The sequence below is a fragment of the Nonomuraea lactucae genome, from assembly GCF_003313395.1.
Lineage (GTDB): Bacteria > Actinomycetota > Actinomycetes > Streptosporangiales > Streptosporangiaceae > Nonomuraea > Nonomuraea lactucae.
Genome location: NZ_QNFZ01000079.1, coordinates 1 through 18,940, shown reverse-complemented (window position 1 = coordinate 18,940; position 18,940 = coordinate 1). Strand labels below are relative to the sequence as shown.

15 protein-coding genes are annotated in these 18,940 nt (G+C 71.6%); 5 read left to right on the top strand and 10 right to left on the bottom strand.

The window, feature by feature from the left end:
* Entirely contained in the window at positions 1-1,008 is a 1,008-nt protein-coding gene (locus DQW85_RS06185) for an AAA family ATPase (RefSeq protein ID WP_113699438.1), read from the top strand.
* Positions 992-4,234, top strand: a complete 3,243-nt coding sequence (locus DQW85_RS46600; RefSeq protein ID WP_240196961.1) for an SAV_2336 N-terminal domain-related protein — start codon at positions 992-994, stop codon at positions 4,232-4,234. Before DQW85_RS06185 ends, DQW85_RS46600 begins: the two co-directional genes overlap by 17 nt.
* Here DQW85_RS46600 and DQW85_RS06175 read toward each other — a convergent pair.
* Positions 4,224-5,192: a zinc-binding dehydrogenase gene (locus DQW85_RS06175; protein ID WP_113699437.1), complete on the bottom strand. Its 969-nt coding sequence runs from the start codon at positions 5,190-5,192 to the stop codon at positions 4,224-4,226. The two genes, DQW85_RS46600 and DQW85_RS06175, sit on opposite strands and share 11 nt — an antisense overlap.
* A 320-nt stretch (positions 5,193-5,512) precedes the next feature.
* Between DQW85_RS06175 and DQW85_RS06170 the strand changes: the two genes are divergently transcribed.
* On the top strand, positions 5,513-6,076 hold the full coding sequence (locus DQW85_RS06170; RefSeq protein WP_113699436.1) for a hypothetical protein: 564 nt from the start codon (positions 5,513-5,515) through the stop codon (positions 6,074-6,076).
* Positions 6,077-6,086: 10 nt separating this feature from the next.
* Here the strand turns inward: DQW85_RS06170 and DQW85_RS06165 are convergent, their stop codons facing one another.
* Both DQW85_RS06165 and DQW85_RS06160 read right to left on the bottom strand, forming a co-directional pair.
* On the bottom strand, positions 6,087-8,129 hold the full coding sequence (locus DQW85_RS06165) for an ATP-binding protein (RefSeq protein ID WP_113699435.1): 2,043 nt from the start codon (positions 8,127-8,129) through the stop codon (positions 6,087-6,089).
* Positions 8,130-8,200: 71 nt separating this feature from the next.
* Positions 8,201-10,258, bottom strand: coding sequence for an ATP-binding protein (locus DQW85_RS06160; protein ID WP_113699434.1), 2,058 nt, complete (start codon positions 10,256-10,258; stop codon positions 8,201-8,203).
* Between the two features lie 244 nt (positions 10,259-10,502).
* Here DQW85_RS06160 and DQW85_RS06155 point away from each other — a divergent pair, with 244 nt between their 5' ends.
* Positions 10,503-11,864 carry an FAD-dependent oxidoreductase gene (locus DQW85_RS06155; RefSeq protein ID WP_113699433.1) on the top strand — a complete coding sequence of 454 codons (1,362 nt, stop codon included), beginning with the start codon at positions 10,503-10,505 and terminating at the stop codon, positions 11,862-11,864.
* Here DQW85_RS06155 and DQW85_RS06150 read toward each other — a convergent pair.
* From DQW85_RS06150 to DQW85_RS06140, 3 genes are all read right to left on the bottom strand, one after another.
* The gene (locus DQW85_RS06150) at positions 11,854-12,258 is read right to left on the bottom strand and encodes a helix-turn-helix domain-containing protein (RefSeq protein ID WP_205314919.1); all 405 of its coding nucleotides are present in this window, start codon (positions 12,256-12,258) and stop codon (positions 11,854-11,856) included. The genes DQW85_RS06155 and DQW85_RS06150 overlap by 11 nt on opposite strands.
* Positions 12,248-13,285 carry a tyrosine-type recombinase/integrase gene (locus tag DQW85_RS06145; protein ID WP_162794773.1) on the bottom strand — a complete coding sequence of 346 codons (1,038 nt, stop codon included), beginning with the start codon at positions 13,283-13,285 and terminating at the stop codon, positions 12,248-12,250. The genes DQW85_RS06150 and DQW85_RS06145 overlap by 11 nt, the downstream gene beginning before the upstream one ends.
* Before the next feature lie 206 nt (positions 13,286-13,491).
* Entirely contained in the window at positions 13,492-14,136 is a 645-nt protein-coding gene (locus DQW85_RS06140) for an isochorismatase family protein (RefSeq protein WP_162794772.1), read from the bottom strand.
* Between the two features lie 94 nt (positions 14,137-14,230).
* On the opposite strand from DQW85_RS06140, the gene DQW85_RS06135 reads away from it, so the two are divergent.
* Entirely contained in the window at positions 14,231-14,818 is a 588-nt protein-coding gene (locus DQW85_RS06135) for a TetR/AcrR family transcriptional regulator (RefSeq protein WP_113699451.1), read from the top strand.
* Here the strand turns inward: DQW85_RS06135 and DQW85_RS06130 are convergent.
* From DQW85_RS06130 to DQW85_RS06120, 4 genes are all read right to left on the bottom strand, one after another.
* A complete protein-coding gene (locus DQW85_RS06130; RefSeq protein WP_205314918.1) occupies positions 14,769-16,133 on the bottom strand; it encodes a M14 family zinc carboxypeptidase in 1,365 nt (454 codons plus the stop codon). The two genes, DQW85_RS06135 and DQW85_RS06130, sit on opposite strands and share 50 nt — an antisense overlap.
* A 94-nt stretch (positions 16,134-16,227) precedes the next feature.
* Positions 16,228-16,677 carry a cupredoxin domain-containing protein gene (locus DQW85_RS06125; RefSeq protein ID WP_113699430.1) on the bottom strand — a complete coding sequence of 150 codons (450 nt, stop codon included), beginning with the start codon at positions 16,675-16,677 and terminating at the stop codon, positions 16,228-16,230.
* Between the two features lie 130 nt (positions 16,678-16,807).
* On the bottom strand, positions 16,808-16,948 hold the full coding sequence (locus DQW85_RS44205) for a hypothetical protein (RefSeq protein ID WP_162794771.1): 141 nt from the start codon (positions 16,946-16,948) through the stop codon (positions 16,808-16,810).
* A gap of 21 nt (positions 16,949-16,969) precedes the next feature.
* Positions 16,970-18,940, bottom strand: a 1,971-nt coding sequence (locus DQW85_RS06120; RefSeq protein WP_113699449.1) for an aminotransferase class III-fold pyridoxal phosphate-dependent enzyme, incomplete at its 5' end; no start/stop codon positions are given.

Sequence of the window (18,940 nt, the reverse complement as noted above, 5' to 3'; positions counted from 1 at the left end):
ATGTCGAACTGGTTCATCTACACCGGATCCGGCGTCCCCCACGACAGCATCGACCGGGATCTCCCGCCTCCCCCTCCGTGGCGGGTCTTCACCGGAGGCCCCACCCTGCCGCAACCGCCATGGGGCGGCAACGGGGATCATGAAGCGACGAGCTACCAGCCCGACGTGCGGGCGGTCGAGCAGGTGAACGCCGCCCTGTTCCTGCGCCGCCCGCTCCTGGTGACCGGTCCGCCCGGGGCAGGCAAATCCACGCTCGCCACCGCGGTCGCCCACGAACTGCGGCTCGGTCCGGTGCTGCACTGGCCGATCACCAGTCGCGTGACCCTGCTGGACGGCCTCTACCAGTACGATCCGCTGACCCGGCTGTACGCCGCGAGCAGGGAGGAACACACCGGTGGCGCGGCAGCCGACGAGGAGATCGGCCGCTACATCCGGCTGGGACCGCTGGGCACCGCCCTCCTCCCGTTCGACCGGCCGCGCGTGCTGCTGATCGACGAGATCGACAAGAGTGACATGGACCTGCCGAACGACCTGCTGACGATCTTCGAGAAGGGTTGCTTCGAAATACCGGAGCTCCAGCGTCACACCTCGCCGTCGGCCGAGGTGATGACGGCCGACGGTGGCGCTCCCGTGGCCGTCTCCGGCGGGGTCGTGCGGTGCCGGTCGTTCCCGCTGGTCATCATGACGAGCAACGGCGAGCGCGAGTTTCCGCCCGCCTTCCTGCGCAGGTGCGTCACGCTCCGCCTGCATCAGCCCACCGGGGAGAAACTGGAGCGGATCGTCGCCGCACATCTCGGTTCCGAGCTGGTCGCCGGCAGTCGCGACATCGTCGAACGCTTCCTCGCCAGGAAGACCGGTGGCGCCCTCGCCACGGACCAGTTGCTCAACGCGGTCTACCTCCTTCACCACAGCGGTTCGGAGGACAGGCTGCGACTGGCCGACCGGCTCATGCCCTATCTCGATCACGACACGGACGGAACGGACCCGGACGGTGACAGCGAGCATTGACGGGCTGCGCCGCGTCCTGAGCGCGGTCGGGCAGCCGCCGACGGCCGTCGAACTCGCCGAGCGCCTCTGGCTCGCCATGATGGTGCGCGAACGCGGCCCGGCCGCGGAGCGCGGCTCGCCCGTGACCCGGGAGCCGGTCGAGAAGCCCGAACCACCGGCACGGCTCCCCCTGCCGGAGTCACCGCCCGCACCGGCGGACGCCCGGCGCGAGATCTACTCCCACGCGACACCGGAATCGGCCGGGGGGAGCGCGACGGCGGTCCAGCTGTCGAGCGCGCCCATGCTCTCCGGCGGGATGAAGCTCAACCGAGCCCTGAGGCCACTGCGCAGGCGCGCGCTGACCCGGCACCAGCGGACGCTCGACGAGCGGGCCACGGTCGATCGGATCGCGAGGCAGTACCCTCAACGGCGCTCGCCCTGGGTCCCGGTTCTGGTTCCCACCCTGGAACGCCGCCTGAACCTGACCCTGGTGATCGACTTCGGCCCGTCGATGGACCTGTGGCGGCCCATGGGCGAGGAACTGCGTGAGCTCTGCACGAATCTGGGCGCGTTCAGGAACGTGCGGCTCACGCGCCTCGAAGACGGGCCGCACGGCATCACGGCCGGATCCGCGGGGCCGCCCGGCGCCCTGACCGATCCATCCGGCCGCCAGCTCGTGCTGCTCTTGAGCGACTGCTCCGGCAGCCACTGGTGGGCCGGAAGAATGGCCCGTACGGTGCGGCGATGGGCGTCGAGCTCGCCGACGGCGATCCTGCAGCCGCTGCCTGAACGGCTCTGGCACCGAACCGCGATCACGGTGACCGCTCACCGGGCCGTCATGGCCCGCCCCTTCACCGCGAACCCGTCGCTCAGGCTGCATCCGGAGAGGCCGGATCAGGACAGGAGCAATCCAGGCGTTGCCATCCCCGTGGTCGGGCTGTCCGCGCCGTGGTTCGCCAACTGGGCGCAGATGATGGCCGGAAACATGACGCCCGTCGCCGTGACGCACCTGGACGACCAGCCGGCCGCCCTCGGCGCGTGGGTCCATGAGGAGCGCGCCCAGCCCGTCGAGGAGCAGATCCTGCGCTTGCGCGCGGTGGCCTCGCCGCAGGCGTACTCACTGGCCGGCTACCTGGCCACCGCCTCCTTCCCCTCCTTGCCGTTGATCAGGCTCATGCAGCAGGCGCTCCTCCCGGGATCGGCTCCTGAGCATCTCGCCGAGGTCATGCTCAGCGGGCTCCTTCACCCGTCGGAACAGCACCCCGGCTTCTACACCTTCGTGCCCGGCGCCAGACGGCTCCTCCTCAGATCGATGTCGCGCACGGGCCGCCGGAGTGCCATCCATGTCCTCCAGGCGGTCTCCCGAGAGCTCGCGGCCAGGGCCGGCACGGGAACCGCCACGTTCCTGGGCTACCTCCCGGGCGCGCCGCCGAGCGGCGACCGGGTCGTCAGAACGGCGGGCGACCCGTTCGGACTGATCAGCTCGGAGGCCGACGGCGTCTCCGATCCGGTCCTCGCCGCCGGTGCCGATCGCCGCGGCGAGAGTGCCGCCGAGCGGCTGTACGAGCGCATGGCCGGACTGGCCAGAGCCCAGTCGCCGATCCTCTGGATCACCTCCCCCACCGGAGCGGTGCTGGAGGACGCGCCGCAGTGGCGGGCGATCACCGGCCAGGCGCTGGAGGAGTATCTGGCGGACGGCTGGCTCGGCGCCGTGCATCCGGGGGACCTCCCGGCCACGGAGGAGGCCTGGCGTGGGGCGCTGCGCGGCCAGTCCACGTTCGAATGGGGCTACCGGGTCCGTACCCGCGCGGGCGGCTACCGCCACTTTCAGGTGCGCGCCGTACCGATCACCAGGCAGGGACGGGTGACCGAATGGGTCGGCGCCAACGAGGACGTGACCTCCCAGCGAGAGAGCGAGGAGGCGCGGGAACTGCTGACCGACCAGCTGGGGCAGGCGGCCATCCGTACGGCACGTCTGCAGGGCGCCACGGCGCGGCTCGCCGAGGCGCTGACGGTTGAGGAGGTGGGGTCGATAATCATGGAGGTGGGCCGGACGGCACTGGCCGCGGACCGCTCGGCGGTGGCGCTGCTCGACCCCGAGCGGGGTTCGCTGAAGCTGGTCAGCGGTGAGGGACTCCACGAGCTGCCCGGCGGCCACGCATCCGAGACCTCGCTGGCCGCGATCAGCGTGATGACCCTGGCGGCGAGGAAGCGCGTCCCCTTCGTCGCCGAGTCGCCGGAAGCGCTGGAAGCACAGTTCCTGGAGGCCGGAAGCGATGAGCACACGCTGAGCGGCTTTCTCGCGCACACGGACGAGCGGGCCTGGGTGGGCCTGCCGCTCCTGGTGGCCGGACGGAGTCTGGGCGCGCTGCGCTTCTCCTTCACCCAGCCACAGAAGATCTCGCCCGAGGACCGGGTCTTCCTGGAGGCCCTGGCCGCCCAGTGCGCGCTGGCGGTGGAGCGGGGCACGCTGTTCGAGCGCGAGAACCGCACCGCGGAGACGCTGCAACGCAGCCTGCTGCCGGACCGCCTGCCGGTCGTCAGGGGCCTGGAGCTGGCCCACCGGTTCCGCTCCGGCACCCACCACGTGATGGTCGGTGGCGACTTCTTCGACGCGTTCGAGCTGGGCGACGGGCGGGTGGCCGCGGTCGTGGGCGACGCCATGGGCAAGGGGATCGCGGCTGCGATCGTGATGGGCCGCACCCGCACCGCCATTCGCACCCTGGCGCTCGTCGACCCGCCGCCCGCCTCCGTGCTCACCGGTCTGGACCGCGTCTTCACCGAGACGGAGGACCCCGAACAGCTCGCCACCCTGGCGTACCTGGTCATCGAGCCGGGCACCGGCAGGGGCTCGCTGGCGCTGGCCGGCCACCCGCCGCCCGTGCTGATCTCCCCCGACGGCCGGGCGAAGCTCACAGAGGTCCGGCCCGGCACGCCGCTGGGCTGGCCCAGCGTCCGCCGGCAGTCCGCGCTCGCTGTGCCGCCGGGTCACACCGCGGTGCTCTACTCCGACGGGCTCGTCTGGAACAGGGAGCGCGGGCTCGACAAGGGCCTCGCGGAACTCCGCCTGGCCGTCGAGGAGGCGCCCGCCGAGGTCGTGGGCAGCCCGCACATGCTGCTGGACTACCTCGTCGACCGGATGCTGTCGGGGTACGAGCAGGAGGACGACGTCACCGTGCTCGCGATCCGCGTTCCTCCCGTGGCGAGTGACAGGAGGTCCGGCCCTACCGCGTCGGTCAAGGGATGAGCAGCGTCTTGCCCAGCGTCTTCCGCGCGCCGATCGCCGCGTGCGCGTCGGCGGCGCGTTCCAGCGGGAACGTCTGGCCGATGGCGGGTCGCAGCCGTCCGGCCGCGCCCTCGGCCAGCGCCCGCACGGACATCTCCTGCATGGCGGCCGGCGAGGGGAAGGCCTCCCACAGCGGCACCACGGCGACGCCCTGCGCGTTCGCCTCCTCCTCGCTGATCCGCGTCATCGTCCCGCTCCCCGCGCCGAACGCGATGAACCGGCCGCCCGGCCGTACCAGCTCGAACACCCCCCGCCCGATGGGACCGCCGGAGGAGTCGCAGGCGACGTCCACGCCCGCGCCGCCGGTGGCCTCCCATACGCGTGTCTTCCAGTCCGGCTGGGTGTAGTCGACGACCACGTCGGCGCCCCGGTCGCGGGCGAGGTCGAGCTTGGCGGTCGAGCTCGCGGCGGCAACCACCCGCGCACCGGCCTGTTTGACCACCTGGACCAGCAGGCTGCCGACCCCGCCGCCCGCGGCGCCGATCAGCACCCATTCCTCAGGCTTGGGCGCCACGGCCGTGGCGATGCCCAGCGCCGTGCGCCCGTCGTTCAGCAGGCCGACCGCGTCCTGGAAGCCGAGTCCGTCCGGGATCGGGATTACCGTGGAGGCGTCGACCGCGACCTTCTCCACGTAGCCGCCGGACCCGCCGGTCGTGGTGGCCACCCGCCGGCCGACCAGCGCGGCATCCGCTCCGGGCCCGGCCGCCACGACTGTGCCCGCGACACCGTTGCCCTGGATGACCGGCAGGGTGGGCAGCGGCATGGGCGCCGATCCGGAGCGGACCTGGGTCTCCACGTACGTGATCCCGATCGCCGCGGTCTCGACCACGACCTGTCCCTCTCCCGGTACGGGGTCCGGGGTCTCCTCGACCCTCAGCACCTCGGGCCCGCCGAACTCCCTCAACCACACGGCACGCATGCGTGTCTCCCCCTGTTGCTAGACGGGGATAAATATCCACCAAGCGACCGCCCGTCCGGAAGGCCGGATAGTGACCACTTTCTGCCCACTTTGCGTCCACAGCGGGACGACCGGGGCGCACGAATTCAGGCCGACGTCGGCTTCGGCCCGAAAGCCGCGCGGCCGGCCGGAGCGACACGGGAGTCCGGCAGGCCGGACAGAACTGGTCATCTTTTGGACGGTGAACCGGCCTGGAAGGCGTCGCTCACAGACGGCATGATCGTCCCCGTCCAGTCGCCTCGCAGGCACACCACTCATGCCCACCAGCTGGAGATATCCGGATGACACGGAAGTACGCGGCCATACTCGCGGGCATGGCCGTCGCGGCCGCGATGACGAACGGGCTCGCCGCCACATCGGCACACGCGGCCACGTCGGCAGACGGCTACAAAGCCCAGCTGAGGTCCGCCGACGGCTACTGCATGGTCCCCCGCGGCCGGGACTTGAAGGTGCTCCCATGCAAGCCCAACCACTGGCTCTGGTACGTGGGCAAGGTCAACACCACCGTCAAGGGCTTCGGGGCGAGCAAGCCGCTCATGTTCCGGTACGCCGACCCCAGAACCGTGAGCTCCGAGGGGTGGTGGTGCATTGACAGCGATGCCAAGGAAAACGCCTACATGAGCCTGTGCAGCGCGAATGACCGCGGCCAGCTGTGGCTACCGATGGGGGCGGACAACCTCCCCTACAGGCCTCTGGCGTCCGTACAGAAACTGGACGAGGCCAACGGTAACGGGATGGAAGCCCTCCTGGATGCGCTGACGCTGAAGCACAACAACAGCAAGGTCCACATAAAACTCTGCTGCGAGCCCCCACGCAGCGACAGGAACAACTGGCGCTGGTGGTGAAACGGACCCCTCAGCTCCCGACCGTGCCGTGGATCTCGCGGTGCCAGAGGTCCTCGCAGACCCGCTTGACGCCGGCGAGCAGGTGACGGCGGTAGGTGGTGAAGGGCAGGCCGAGACGCTCGGCGGCGATCTCCTGTGTCAGGGCCCCATGGAGGTAGGTGCCGGCGAGGGCGCGGTGGAACTTGGCCGCGCGCGGGTCCTGGCGCAGGTCGTCGATGGCCTGCTCCAGGATCCGGCGCAGGGCCTTGGCGGGGTCGGAGTCGGCGTCCTCTGTGACGATCCTGCTTCGCGTGAGAGGGCTGACGGCCAGTTCGGCGGGCCGGGACAGGTGCCGCAGGGCCTTGCGCACGGCTCCGGCGAACTCCGCCTGCGACATCACCGCCAGCTCGGGCACGGGCGGGGCCGGGCTCTCCTGCGGGCCGTCGAGCAGCAGCTGGTCGAGCCGGTCCAGCCAGGCCTGGGCGGGCGTCGCCCGCCAGTCGTGGGCGAACAGCACGTACTCGGTCTCCCCCAGCCACGCGTGCTGTCCGAGGTCGTGCATGTCGTAGTAGCGCAGGTAGTCACGCATGGCGTGGTCGTCGCGCATGGCCATGAACGACCAGGCCATGCGGTCGGCGCTCAGGCAGTAGCCCACGGCGCGCCACTGCATCAGGTCCATCGCCGGCGACGTGCCGCCGTATTCCTCGCGCACCCACGTACGGCCGACAGCCACGTGCTCGCCGGGCCGCAGCGGCGCGATGGCACGGGCGTTGGCCCAGGCCGTGGCGACGATCGGGTCGGCCGCCGCCTCCTCCTCGGAGACCTCGGACAGGCGCAGCCAGGAGCAGAAGCCCGCCAGCTCGCCGGTCTCCGTCCGCCGGTAGAGGCGGAACGCCTTGGGCTGACGACGGGTCCAGAAGGCGACGGCTGCCGCCGACTCGTCGTTCTCCACCGCGGCGGCCATCCGCACCAGCGCATCGACGTCCTCGGGGCGGAAGACGTCCTCGTACACCTCGCCGTCACCGCGCCAGCTGTGGAACTCCGCCGTCGTTCCGACGGAACGGTGCAGGTAGAAGAGCGAGCCGACCGCCCCGAGCACCCAGGCGTCGCTCACGACGGGGATGCGGCCGGTGAAGTAGGCGGTGATGCGCCGGTGCATGTCGGCGTATCCCTGCGGATCGCGCCAGCGCAGATCGGCCTCCAGCACCTCGCGTACGACGTCGTGCGGGAACAGGCCCATGCGGCTGGACTCCACGAACGGCAGCCGTCGCAGCCAGGCGAACAGGGACGCGGTGTCGTCCGGCAGGATCTCGCGCAGCAGCTCCTCCGTGGTCATGTACGCGTGCGCGCAGACCTCCAGCGCGTGCCGGTGCGCGAGAGTGGGCACCTCGCCGACGAGCTGATCGAGCAGGGTGGCGACCACGTCCTGCGAGGGCGTCCAGCGCGAGCTCGCCTGGCTGTCCTTGATGGCCACCGCGGCGCCCAGCGACAGCGCGAGGGGATGGCCGCCGGCGAAGGCCAGCAGCGGCCCGCGCATCTCGTCGGCCACGCCGCGGGCGTCCAGCAGCGCCTCCGCGTCCACGGGGCCGAGGTCACGCAGCGCCATCACCCGGAGCGCGTGCGCCCAGCCCGGGTCGGCGGTCCAGGTCATGTCCGGAGGGGTGCGGCCGGCCACCACGACGAGCGCGCCGACCGGCAGTCGCGGGAGGAACCGCTCGCGCAGCCAGCCCTCCAGGCCCTGAACCCGTTCGAAGGCATCGATCACCAGCACCGCGCGCTCGTCCTTGAGCACCGACCCGGCCTCGGCCTCGAACGCCGCCGGCGTGGGATCGAGCGTCCGCCCGTCCAGCATCGTCACGCGCCGACCGGCCTCCGCCGCCTCCAGCGAGAAGCGCCGCAGCAGCGCGGACTTGCCCACCCCACCCGGGCCGTGGACGTACAGCACGCTGTGGGCGCCGCAGAGCGCCGACCTGAAAGTGGCGAGATCCTCCTCCCGCCCGACGAAAGCCCGCTCCCGCGCGGCCTGCAGGCGCAGTCCCAGCATCACGGGGTCCTGATCATTCGGGGAGGACATGGGGAAACTGTACCGGTTCGCTCACCCTGAGAAGCGGACGTTCGAGCCACGCTCGAACCTGGGTCACATCGTCATCGTGCGGGTGAGCACGCGGCGCCCGAGCCGTACAGCTCCCGGTGCCACAGGTCGGCGCAGACGCGTTCGATACCCGCGACCAGGTGGCGGCGGTAGGTCGTGAACGGCAGGCCGAGCCGTTCGGCGGCCAGTTCCTGCGTCGGGACGCCGCGGAGGTAGGTGGCGGCGACGGCCTGGTGGAACTTGACCGAACGCGGGCTCGCCCGCAGCGCCTCGATCGCCTGCTCCAGCAGCTCGCGCAGCGCCTTGGCCGGATCCTTCCCGCCGTGCTCGGCGATCAGCCTGCTGCGCGTCAGGGGGGAGGCTGCCAGCACGTCCTGACGCGACAGGTGCCGCAGCGCCTTGCGGACCTCCTGGGTGAACTCCTCCTGCGACAGCACCTCCAGGCGCGCGGCCGGGGCCTCCGCCGAGTAGGAGTCCGGCACCAGCGTGGGGTTCAGCCGTTCCAGCCAGGCCTGCGCCGGCACCGCTCGCCAGTCGTGCACGAACATCGTGTACGGCTTGCCCCCCAGCAACGGCTGGTCAGGCAGGTCGCGCATGTCGTGGTAGCGGAAACACTCGGTGCTGGACCGCGTCGGCCGCCGGATGGCGAGGTACGACCAGGCCATCCGCTCCGACCGCAGGCAGTTGGCGATGATCCGCCACTGCATCAGATCGAGGACGGGCGAGTTGCCCCAGTAGGTGGGCAGGACCCACGCCCGGCCCACGGCCAGATGCTCCCCGTCGCGCAACGGGGTGGTGGCGCGCGCGTGCGCCCAGGCCGCGGCCACGATCGGATCGGCCTCGCACTCCGTCTCGTCGGGCTCGTACAGGCGCAGCCAGGCGTAGAACGCCACCGGCTCGCCGGTCTCGGTCCGCCGGTAGATGCGGAACGCCTCCGGCTGGCGCTCGGCCCAGAACACGGCGGAGGCCGCGGAGGTCTCGCCCTCGGCCGCGCTCGCCACGGCCAGCAACGAGGCGACGTCGGCGGGCCGCATGACGTCCTCCTCGATCTCGCCCTCGTCGTACCAGCTGTGCGGAGCGACCATGGCCTCGCTGTCGTGATGCAGGTAGAACAGCGCCACCACCGCGCTCAGCACGTCCTGGTCGGCGGCCGTGCGCACCTTCTCCGCCAGATGGGCGTGGATGCGCTCGTGCATGGCGGCATAGCCCTGCGGATCGCGCCACCGCAGGTCCGCCTCCAGCACCTCCCGCACCACGTCATGCGGGAACAGCCCGAGGCTGCTCGACTCCACGAACGGCAGCCGCCGCAACCAGCCGAACAACATCCCTGCATCCTCGGGCAGGGCGGTCCGCAGCAGGTCCTCCGTGGTCATGTAGGCGTGCGCGCAGATTTCCAGCGCGTGCCGGTGCGCGTCCGAGGGCACCTCGCCCACCAGCTGGTCGAGCAGGGTGCCCACGACGTCCTGGTTGGGGGTCCAGCGCCTGCTCGCCTTGCCGTCCTTCACCGCCACCGCCGCGCCCAGCAGCAACGCGAGCGGATGCCCGCCGGCGAAGGCCAGCAGGGGCTCGCGCAGCTCGTCGGCCACCCCGCAGCTGTCCATCAGCGCCTTGGCGTCGCCCGGTGGCAGGTCGCGCAGCGACAAGACCTCCAGCGCGCCGGCCCATCCCGGATCGGCCCGCCACTGCATGTCCGGCGGGAACCGCCCGGCGATCACCACGAGCGCGCCCACCCTCAGCCTCGGCAGGAAACGCTCCCGCAGCCAGCCCTCCAGGCCCTGGATCCGTTCGAAGGTGTCGACCAGGAGCACCGCCTGCTCGTCGCGCAGCAGCAGCTCGGCCTCGGCCGCGAACGCCGCGGGCGACGGCTCCACCGTCCGCCCGTCCAGGCGTGCCACCGACCGCCCCGCCCCCGCCGCCTCCTGCGCGAACCGCCGAAGTAAGGCCGATTTCCCGATGCCGCCCGGGCCGTGCACGTAGAGGACGCTGCAGCCGCCGTAGAGCGCCGCGTTGAAGACCGCGAGCTCCTCCTCGCGGCCCACGAACGCCATCTCGCGCGCAGCCTGCACACGGCAGCCAAGCAGCTCGGACTTCTTGCCACTCCCCAATGACATATCGCCAACTCTAGCCTTTAGTGTTTTGTCGCCCTTACTAGAACAACAAGTAATTTGACACACTTCGAGGCCGCATAAAACGCGAAATTAAATGCCTCGCATGGCACTTGAACTGGGGGTTCGTGTATCTGATGCATGAATCAATCATCTAATGACGGCTCACGATATCGGTCCTCCGGAACGGCCTCGGAATGAACAGGGATCGGTATGGAGAGTGGGCAGGGACGCGGCCGACGATGCCTGAATGACGGTGGACATAGTCGTTCTGGGGGCCGGGCCGGCGGGCCTGGCGGCCGCCCTCTTCCTCGCCTCCGACGGTCATCGCGTCACGGTGTTCGATCGCGATTCGGCGGAGCCGGAGGCCGGTGATCGCCCGGGTGTCTCCCAGTTCCGCCAGCCGCACGTGCTGCTGCCCCGCGGCCTGGCCGTACTGGAACGGCAGTTGCCCGAGGTGGTCGCCACGGTCGAGTCCGGGGGCGGCCGGCGGTGGAACCTGCTCGCCGGGGCGAGGGCGGCGCCCCATCACCGGTACGAGGCCCTGGCGGTGCGGCGGCCGGTGCTGGAGGGCGCGCTGGTGGAGGCGGCGGCGCGCAGGCCGAACATCGAGATACGGCGTGGTGTCGGCGTTCGCACGCTCCGGACCGGGCGGCCGGGCGCGGGCGGGGTGCCGCACGTGAACGCGGTGGTGACGGAGAGCGGCGAGACGGTGCGGGCCACGCTCGTGGTGGACGCGGGCGGGGACGACTCGCCGGTGAGCACCCTGATAGGCGGTCTCCACAGCGTCGGGCGACGGCTCGCGCTGCGGGCGGACGCGGGGTTCGACTTCCACTCCCGCTACTTCCACGCCGCGGGAGGCCGCCTGCCGCCACAGCCTGCCTGGCCGCTGCAGCACCACGACAGCATCTCCACGCTCGCCCTGCCCAGCGGCGACGGCACGTGGTCGCTGACGCTCGTGGTCTCCAGGCGCGACCGGGTGATGCGGTCGCTGTACGAGGAGCACGTCTGGGACCGGGTGGCCGCGCTGTTTCCCGATCTGCGCGAGTGGGTGGCGTACGGCGAGCCCGTCACCGGGGTCCTGCAGGCGGCCGGGCCGGTCACCCGGCGGCGGCGCTCCATCGCCGGGGGTCACCCGCCGGCGACCGGGCTGGTCAGCGTCGGAGACGCGTGGGCGACGACCAACCCGGCGTTCTGCCAGGGCATGTCGATGGCGTTCGTGCAGGCCGAGTTGCTGCGCGAGGCCGTGCGCGCGCACGACGCCCCCGACAAGCTGGTCCTCGGGTACGAGGAGGCGGCGCACAGGGCGCTCGGCCCGTTCTACGACACATTGGCATTCTGGGAGCACAACCGGCTCGGGGACATCTACGCCCGGATCCACGGCAGGCGCTTCTACGACAGTCCGACCTGGGCGGTGGCCAAGGCGCTGGACGCCGCGAAGCCGGCCGACCCCGAGGTGCTGACGGCCATGGCCGACATGGGGTCGATGCTGGTCCCGCCCGGGGAGGTGCTGGCGCGGGAGGGCCTCGTGGGCAGGGCGCTGGCCCTGGCCGAGGAGGCGCCGACGAGCACCCTGGCGAGGGAGGAGGTGCTCACCGCGATCAGCCGCTGACGTCAGGCTCCGCGGGTCGGTGAGCGGGCGCGGGTTCGGACCGGGGTGCCGGCTCCTGTCGGGGCAGGACGCGTGCCCGCTTGGGCCGCTTCGGGCGGGACCGGTCCCTGGCGTCGGCGCGCCCGGACGCCTTGGTCAGGACTACGCGCCGGTCTCGCCCGTTGGGGACGGGCTCGATCAGGTCGTCGATCGCGCAGCCCAGGATGTCGAGCAGGGCCATGAGCACCTGAAGGTTCAGCCGCACCGGCCGCTCGGCGACCAGCCGGTAGACCTGGCTCTGCGAGAGCTTGAGACCCCGTTCGGCCAGCAGCGGGCGCAGATCCGAGGTGGCGTGCATGCCGCGGCCGGCCATGACCTTGCGCAGATGCCAGCGGTAATCGAGCTCAGCCGTCACGTCGGTTCCCCTCTGTGGAGCCGGCACAGATCGCCGTCGTCACGCCGAAGCGGTGCCCCACCTGCTCCTGGACGAAGGCCAGCTCGGCGCCGTCCTCCAGCAGATGGGCCATGTACGCGCTGCGCAGGCAGAGTGGCGTCAGCGTCCGATCGAGGCCGAGGGCGTCACGGTAGGCCGCGAACCGCTCCTCGATCTCCCTGGCCCTCAGGCGCCCGCCTCGCTCCGTCGGCCACAGGGCCGGCAGCTGGCTCACGCGGTAGCCGGGCCGGATCTCGGCCAGGTACTCCTGGACCGCCTCCACCGCCCACGGCATCACGCTGAGCACGGTCCGCCTCCGCTGTGAAAGCCCGCTGGCCCGCCCGCCCGACCTGATGCGGAGCGCGCCGAACCGGCCCAGTTCCGGAGCCCGGGGGTGCCTGCGGAAGTCGTCGAGGTTCAGCGCGGACGCCTCGGAGCAGCGCAGGCCCCAGGCGTAGAGGACCTTGAAGACGGTGGCGTCCCGAAAGCGCGCCATGGCGCCCTTTCCGCCCTGCCGCGTGGTGGCCTCGACCTGGCTGTCGGCATGGTCGAGGAAGAGCTGGACCTCCTCGCGCGTCATCGGCCGGCGTCTCCGGTCGCCTTGACGGACGGTGGTCACCTCAGGGCAGATCTGCGCGGGGGCCGTGCCGAAGCGGTCCTCGCACCACTCCGGCCAGCCGTCGCGGGGCGAGGCCGCGTAGTCGCAGAAGAGCCGTAGCACGGCCTGGTAGCGGCACACGGTGGACTGCGCCCGGCCGAGCTCGGCGGTCAGATGGGTGGCCCACCGATCGACCTGCTCGGACGACCAGTGCCAGGGATGGGCGCCGGTGAATACGGCGAACCGGCGCACGATCCGCTCACGGAAGTCGAGAGTGGACGCCTGGAAACGCCCGGTCTCGCGCTGCTTCCGGACCCATCCGTCGACCATCGCCTCGAAGACGGCCTCCTCGGAGGACGGGGGTGTGATCACGTATGCCAGCGGCAACTGCTCGGACGTGATGCTCGGCACCTCTCCCCCTCCCATGTCGGTCCATCCGGCCCATGTCGGTCCATCCGGTGGCGCCGCGTCCGATTCACCGCGGGCTCCGGTCCGGGACACGCGCAACCCGGCACAGGCCGTGTCCCGGACCGCTGTAGCCGAGCTTCGCACCGGTAAGTGGTCATACTCCTGACCAATTCCTGTCCAGTAATTGCTCGGCTCCCGCCCACGGGTGTTCAGGCGGTCGTGGCGGCGAGGCGCCCCTGGCCCACTCCGGCGAAGAACGTGCGGCCCGCCATCGTCATGCCGGGCTGGTACTCGGTCATGAGCCGCGTGCGGTGCGGCGCGTCGGCGAAGCGCGGTTCCAGCTGGAACTCGGCGGCCACCGACCACCAGGTGACCGGCACGGCGCCGGCCATCGCCATCCGCTGGACCGCCGTGTCGTGCGCCTCCCTGCTGAGCGAGGCCGAGGCGTCGACGACCACGTACGCCTCGTAGCCCTCGCGCAGCGCGCCGAGCACGGTCTGCATGACGCAGCCGTCGGTGGCGATGCCGCCGATGAGCAGCCTGCGCCGGCCGGTGGCCCGCACGGCCTCGGCGAAGTCCGGGTCGAGGAAGGAGTTGAACGCGGTGGCGCGCTCGATGACCGGCTGGTCACCAATCACCTCCAGCAGCTCGGGGTAGAGCGGGCCGGAGGGCTTCGACGCCTCGCCGTTGGTCACCACCAGACCGCTCCCGTAGAGCTTGGCGGTCCTGGCGAGCCCGGTGACGTTGGCGATGTGCTCCCGGAGGTCGTGCGAGCGGAGCAGGTTGGCGAAGCCGACGGCGTAGTCGACCAGCACGACGGTCGTGTTGTCCGGGGAGAGGGGTTCGAGGTTCATGGTCATCCCTTCAGGCGTGACGGTCTTATTAATGACCATCTGGTCAGTAGCGTACCTCCGATCCACCCTTAATGTCCACGTGTACAGTAAGGACATGGGGCCTGACACGAAGAAGCGGATACGCGATCCCGAGGCCCGGCGGGCCGCCATCCTGGCCGCGGCGCGCTCGGTCTTCGCCGAGCGCGGCTACGTCAAGGCCACCATCCGGCAGATCGCGCAACGGGCGGGCGTCACCCACGGGCTCGTGGTGTTGCACTTCTCCTCGAAGGAGGAGCTCTTCCTCGCCGCCGTGCCGGGGACGCGTGATCTCGGGGAGAGCGTCCAAGGCGACGTCGAGGGCCTGGCCGGGCGCGTCGCCCGCGCGTACGTCGCGCGCATGGAGTCCGCGGACAGCGCCGACCCCTTCATCGCCCTCGTCCGCGGCGCCGCCGACGACCAGGACTCCGCCAAGGCGCTGCTGCGCGCCATGCGCGAGAAGAGCATCAGCGCCTACCTCACCGTGCTGGACGGCGCCGACGTCCCCCTACGGGTCGACCTGCTCGGCGCGCACCTCATCGGGGTCACGTTCAGCCGCTACGTCCTGGCCGACGGGCCCATCGCGGCCATGTCCCCTGACGAGCTGACCGACTACCTCACCATGAGCCTTCGCGGAATCCTGCTGGGCTGTCCCGGCCGTCCATAGCGGCGCGACTCTCCGCCGCGTGCGAGGCGGCGACCAGTGCGGCCCCGAGTTGCACCGCGACCAGCTTGCGGATCTCGACGGGCGGTCCGGGGGAGTCGGCCTCGGCCTGGCCGTACCAGAGGTCGAAGCGCTCGGCGAGCAGGTGGCGCTGCTCGCGGATGGCCGGCGTCGGGTTGCCGACGGCGATCTCGGCGTCGAGCATGCGCAGGAACAGCCCGAGAAGGCGGAGCCGGAACAGGTGCAATGCCTGGCGGTTGCCGAACTCCTCGGCGACCGTGGCCGGGCGGTCGAGGCAGGGCACGGCCTCCTCCAGCTCGGCGAGCCTGCGGAAGGTCTCCAGCGTGCCTTCGGTCGAGCGGCGGAACGGCGAGCGCACGGTCAGGTCGCCCGAGACGGCCAGCATGCCCTCCCGCAGCGTGTCGAAGAGCTCCCGCCGGGCCGCCGCGCCCTCGGCGACGATCTCCCTGTACGGCCGGCCGACCTCGCTCTGGTCGGACACCCGGTCGTCGGTCCAGTAGGGCACCTCGGCGATCAGGTGGAGCGCCCCGAACCGGGCCGCGTAGTCGGCGCTGTTGCCGCCCGCGCCGAACGCGGCGCCGACGCGCGCCCCGTCCGGCGTCAGGTAGACGGCCGGGGAGAGCGGTTTGGCGCCCGGCAGTTCGGGCTCGCCGTGGTGCAGCGGGATGCCCTCCACGCCGGGCACGCCGGCCAGCCGCTCGGCGAGCACCCGATCGTCCCGGTTGATGTAGAAGAACGCGCCCTGGTACTCGCCGTTGTGCAGGGAGTAGACCAGCGACGGACGCACCTGGTCCATGAGGCGCATCAGGGCCGCCGTCTCCGGCAGCGTTCGGTCGAAGTGGTAATCCCCGCCCAGCAAGGGGAAGGTCCACTCGACCTGGTCGGCCAGGTCGGGGCGGAAGAAGTTCTCGACGTACGCGCGGCGGTCGCCGGGCCGGCCGTACCAGGCCTCGTTGATCCTGGCGCCGTCCGGGTCCGCGCAGGCGACGAAGTGCCAGCGGAAGCCGAGTCCCGCCCGCAGCCCGGCGTCCTGGCACAGCAGCTGGATCAACGCGCTGACGGTGAGGGCGCCGACCGGCTCGTTGGGATGCGGTCCCCCGATGACCACCGCGTCGAGGGGGCCGTCGCCGATGCTCAGGGCGCGCAGCGGCTCCCCCAGCCGGGACGTGCCCACGCGGCGCAGCCGCACCAGATCGGGATGGGCGGCTGCCACCTGGTCGAACTCGTCCCGCATGGCGTCCACCGACGGGAACGCGGCGTAGCCGGGCACCCGGCTCATGTACTCCCGGACGTTCATAATCGAGTTACTGTAATAACGGGATTATGCGCTGGCAAGGGCACGGCAGTGAGACGGCTGGACCGCGCCGGGCCCGCCGTGCCTCCGGTCGTGATTACCTGACGACCAGCGTGGTCTCCATCCCCCGCCCTCGGTGCGCGTCGACGGGGCACCAGACCTGATACGTCCCGGACCGGACAAGGTTGACCGTGAACCGGGCCGTCTCCCCGCCGGCGAGCGTCTCCGACCGCCGCACGGCCCCCATGCCGGGTCCCATGATGGCCAGGGCGTGCGGTGCGCGCCCCGCGTTGTGGAGCCTGAACGTGTGAGTGCCGGGGGCGAGTCGCCGGTCGGCGATCGCGATGGAGAAGTCCCTCAGGATCACGTCGTTCTGGACACTCACAGCGGCGGGCGACGACAGGGAAGGCGCCGACGCGGGCGCCGCGGGTGTCGAAGCGGCATATCCGGAAGCGGCCGCACCCACGCCATGTCCCGCGGCGCCGAGCAGCACGGCCGCCGCGCACGCGACCTCGATCGCCCGTCCACGACCTATGATCATGTTCATTGGAGTACCTCCCGCCATCCAGCGGAGAGTTTTCGCAGGTCAGCGGTCTTCCTTGCCAGCGTAACGAACGTCGGGCGGTCGAGTGGCACCCAGCCCCCGGTTACCGGCTCCGCCGGATCCGCCGGATCCGCTACGGGACGATGAGCGCCTTCACCACGCGCTGCGCGGCGAGGTCCGCCCGTAGCGGGCCATCACCTGGACGGCCCGGTACACGTGACCCGCGCACCTCCAGCGGCGCGTCGGGCCGGGGCATCACGACTGCGGAGATCACGCTTGCTTCCCTTCTCTGGGCTCACCAGCCGTCGCGGAGTGTCAGGGCCAGCGCGTCGGCGAAGAAGTCGGCGCTGTCGGTGGTCAGGCACATCGGTGGTTTGATCTTGAGGATGTTGAGGTGGTCGCCGGTCGGCTGGACGATCACGCCGAGGCTGAGCAGCCGCTCGCAGATGGCGGCGGTCTCGTGGGTGGCCGGTTCCAGGCTGGTGTGGTCGCGGACGAGTTCGACTCCCAGGTACAGGCCCATGCCGTGGACCGCGCCGATGATCGGGTGGTGGCGGGCCAGGTGGTTCAGGCGGCGGCGCAGGTGCTCGCCGGTGCGGGCGGCGTTGTGCTGCAGGGCCTCGTCTTCGATCACGTCCAGCACGGTCATGCCGACCGCGCAGCTGACCGGGCTGCCGCCGGCTGAGGAGAAGAAGTAGCCGTTGCGGCGGAAGGCGTCGCCGATGTCGCGGCGGGTGATCACCGCGCCGAGCGGGTGGCCGTTGCCCATGGCTTTGGCGACCGTGACGATGTCGGGGATCACGCCCTGTTGTTCGAAGCCCCACCAGTGGTGGCCGAGCCGTCCGTAGCCGACCTGGACCTCGTCGGCGACGCACAGGCCGCCGGCTTGGCGGACGGCCTGGTAGAGGCCGTGCAGGTAGCGCTCGGGCAGGGGCACGCCACCGGCGTTGCCGTACACGGCTTCGCAGATGAACGCGGCCGGGGGCCGTCCGGCGGCGATGGTGGCGGCGATGACGTCGCGGGCGTTGTCGAGGTAGCGGGCGGCGGCGTGCGGGCCGCGAAAGCGGCCCCGGTAGGTGTTGGGGGCCAGGACGGTGTGCACCCACGGCGGGCGGGTGGCCGGGGCGTTGGGGTTGTCGGCGATGGAGGTGGAGACGGCATCGGAGCCGATGGTCCAGCCGTGGTAGGCCTCGGCCACGCAGATGACGTCCTGGCGTGCGGTGTAGGTCTGGGCCAGCCGCAGCGCCAGGTCCACGGCTTCTGATCCGCTGTTGACCAGGAAGACGGTGTCCAGCTCGGGCGGCAGCAGGCCGGCCAGGCGCCGGGCGAAGTCGGCGACCAGGCGGTAGTGGAAGCGGGAGTTGGTGTTGAGCAGCGCCCACTGCCGGCTGACGGCGGCGGTCAGCCGTGGGTGGGCGTGCCCGATGGCGGCCACGTTGTTGATCATGTCGAGGTAGGTTCTGGCCTCGACGTCGATCAGATGCTGGCGCCAGCCCCGTTCGATCCTGGGCGGCTGGTCGTAGTAGAACTCCTGGACCGCGGCCAGTGCGGCGTGCCGCTCGCCGAGCACCCGTGCGGCGCTCGGCTCGGCCGGGACGGCGCAGTCGAGGCCGAGCAGCGGCGAAGGATCGGGGCACACGCCCAGCCAGGCGCGGGCTGCCTCGGCGGTCACGAACCGGGGCGGCAGCATGTCACGCACCGTCTCGCGGATGGTGCACAGCTGGACGAACAGCCGTCCGTCGGCGACCTCGCCCAGCGGGTCACCGGCGGCCAGGCGCGCTCCCCCGCCTTCCCCGCTCGCGCTCAGCCGCATCCCGGACAGGTGCAGGTCCATGCCGGACCCGGCGAGCCTCACCCGGCCGGGCCCGCTCGACCGTGCCACGCCGTCGAAGGGGGCGGCCACCGGCGTGCCCGCGGCGCAGAAGACCTCCACGCCGAGCGCCACGCTGGTGGGCGGCTGAAGGCTGTGCACGCGTGTGCGGGTCAGCCGCGCCTCGCCGTAACGGCACACCACCGCCCACGACCGGCCCGACACCTGGCCCGACGCCTGCCGGGCGATCCGCCACTCCACCTCCTCCTCCGGCGAGGCGGCCACGCCCCCGTCCTCGTCCCCGGCCAGCCAGGCGCCGTCGCGCAGCGCCTGGCTGTGCACCGACAGGTCGAGCAGCGTGACATCGGACTCGGCCAGCGTCGGCAGCAGCAACCCGGCGCCGCCCAAACGAGCGGCCGCCCGCGCCCGCGGAGAGCGGCCCGGCGGCCCGGGCAG

What these genes read in the sequence shown, in the direction of transcription:
- DQW85_RS06160 (WP_113699434.1), bottom strand. Translation starts at nt 10,258, where the DNA reads ATGTCATTGGGGAGTGGCAAGAAGTCCGAGCTGCTTGGCTGCCGTGTG.
- DQW85_RS06165 (WP_113699435.1), bottom strand. Translation starts at nt 8,129, where the DNA reads ATGTCCTCCCCGAATGATCAGGACCCCGTGATGCTGGGACTGCGCCTG.
- DQW85_RS06185 (WP_113699438.1), top strand. Translation starts at nt 1, where the DNA reads ATGTCGAACTGGTTCATCTACACCGGATCCGGCGTCCCCCACGACAGC.
- DQW85_RS06175 (WP_113699437.1), bottom strand. Translation starts at nt 5,192, where the DNA reads ATGCGTGCCGTGTGGTTGAGGGAGTTCGGCGGGCCCGAGGTGCTGAGG.
- DQW85_RS06170 (WP_113699436.1), top strand. Translation starts at nt 5,513, where the DNA reads ATGACACGGAAGTACGCGGCCATACTCGCGGGCATGGCCGTCGCGGCC.
- DQW85_RS06125 (WP_113699430.1), bottom strand. Translation starts at nt 16,677, where the DNA reads ATGAACATGATCATAGGTCGTGGACGGGCGATCGAGGTCGCGTGCGCG.
- DQW85_RS06140 (WP_162794772.1), bottom strand. Translation starts at nt 14,136, where the DNA reads ATGAACCTCGAACCCCTCTCCCCGGACAACACGACCGTCGTGCTGGTC.
- DQW85_RS06155 (WP_113699433.1), top strand. Translation starts at nt 10,503, where the DNA reads ATGACGGTGGACATAGTCGTTCTGGGGGCCGGGCCGGCGGGCCTGGCG.
- DQW85_RS06135 (WP_113699451.1), top strand. Translation starts at nt 14,231, where the DNA reads ATGGGGCCTGACACGAAGAAGCGGATACGCGATCCCGAGGCCCGGCGG.
- DQW85_RS06130 (WP_205314918.1), bottom strand. Translation starts at nt 16,133, where the DNA reads ATGAACGTCCGGGAGTACATGAGCCGGGTGCCCGGCTACGCCGCGTTC.